Annotated in this window: 1 protein-coding gene; it reads right to left on the bottom strand. The window is 67.6% G+C overall.

Annotation, left to right across the window (positions count from 1 at the left end):
* Window positions 1-32 precede the first annotated feature (32 nt).
* Window positions 33-1,004: an IS1595 family transposase gene (locus tag DXB98_RS10030; protein WP_117744014.1), complete on the bottom strand. Its 972-nt coding sequence runs from the start codon at window positions 1,002-1,004 to the stop codon at window positions 33-35.
* Between the last annotated feature and the right edge of the window lie 164 nt (window positions 1,005-1,168).

Here is a 1,168-nt window from a genome sequence, read left to right on the forward strand (position 1 = left end):
TCTGACAGTCTAGGAAACGGGTGATGGATTCGCTATGTCGAGCTGCGGAAACGCGCCTCGGTGAGCAGCAAATGGCGAACCACCCTTGCGGTCTCGGGCCATCTCTCGGAGTCCTGCTTGACCCTGAACAGGTAAACGAACCAGTTGAGGTACGACTGGAGGTTCGACATCGACATGCCCGTGAACCTCCAGAGGTACCGCTTGAGCCAGGAGCAGAGGTTGTTCACCATGGCCATCCGCTCCAGGTAGACCGGGTCGTTGACGTCGGCCCTGTGCGCCTCCTCGGCGCAGCCCGACTCGCGGATCAGCGCGCCGTGCGCCCTCTCCCTGTCGTGGACGACCAGGCTCCCCTCGGCGATATGCCCGCCGAGCGCCCCCAGCACCCTCGCCGAGCTGGGCTTTCCGCGGCCGCACACCACGGCGACCGGGTTCTTGTGCACGTCGATGGCGACCGCTATGCAGACCTTCTGGCGGGACAGCCCGCGCTTCCTCGCCACGCCGTACCCAAGATGCAGGTCGGTGTCGTTCACGTAGGTCTCGTCTATCCAGACCAGGTCGCGCAGGACGATGCGGTCCTGGTAGCCGTCGACGGCGGCCATCACGCGGTGGCGCCACTCCCATGCCGTCTGGTGGGTTATGCCCAGCTCCTCGGCCATGGCGTCAAGGGGCACGTTGAACCGCATGAGGCCGATGAAGCGGCACCAGGTCGCCATGTCGGATTTGGACCCCTCAAGCACCGTGCCGGTGAGCGAGGTGAACCTGGCCCCGCAGGCGCGGCAGCGCCAGCGCTGGACCCCTCCGGCGGTCCTCCCGTCCCTGAAGGGCGAGGCCGCGCGGCAGGAGGGGCAGGCGGGGTCGGTGCGGTAGAGGTCGGCGGCCTCGGCGAGGGTGCCGAAGCCGTGCTTCTCGCGGCAGCACCGCTCGTCGACGGCCCGGCGGAGGAGCTCGAAGTCCCCCTCGTCGAGCGCCGCGACGGCGTCCGCGAAGGCGCTGTGTCGGTTCATCTGGGCGTTCCCGTCCGCAGCGGGGCCCACCCGGCGGGATTGTCGCCAAACAAGAGCCGGGTGGGCTCCGCTGCAAATTCTCGTTTGGCGGGAACAGGATAGCACGGCGCGCCCGGCGGACCATGTCGGGGCCGGATCCATCACCCGTTTCCTAGACTGTTAAA

The organism is Collinsella sp. OM07-12 (genome assembly GCF_003438275.1).
Classification (GTDB): domain Bacteria; phylum Actinomycetota; class Coriobacteriia; order Coriobacteriales; family Coriobacteriaceae; genus Collinsella.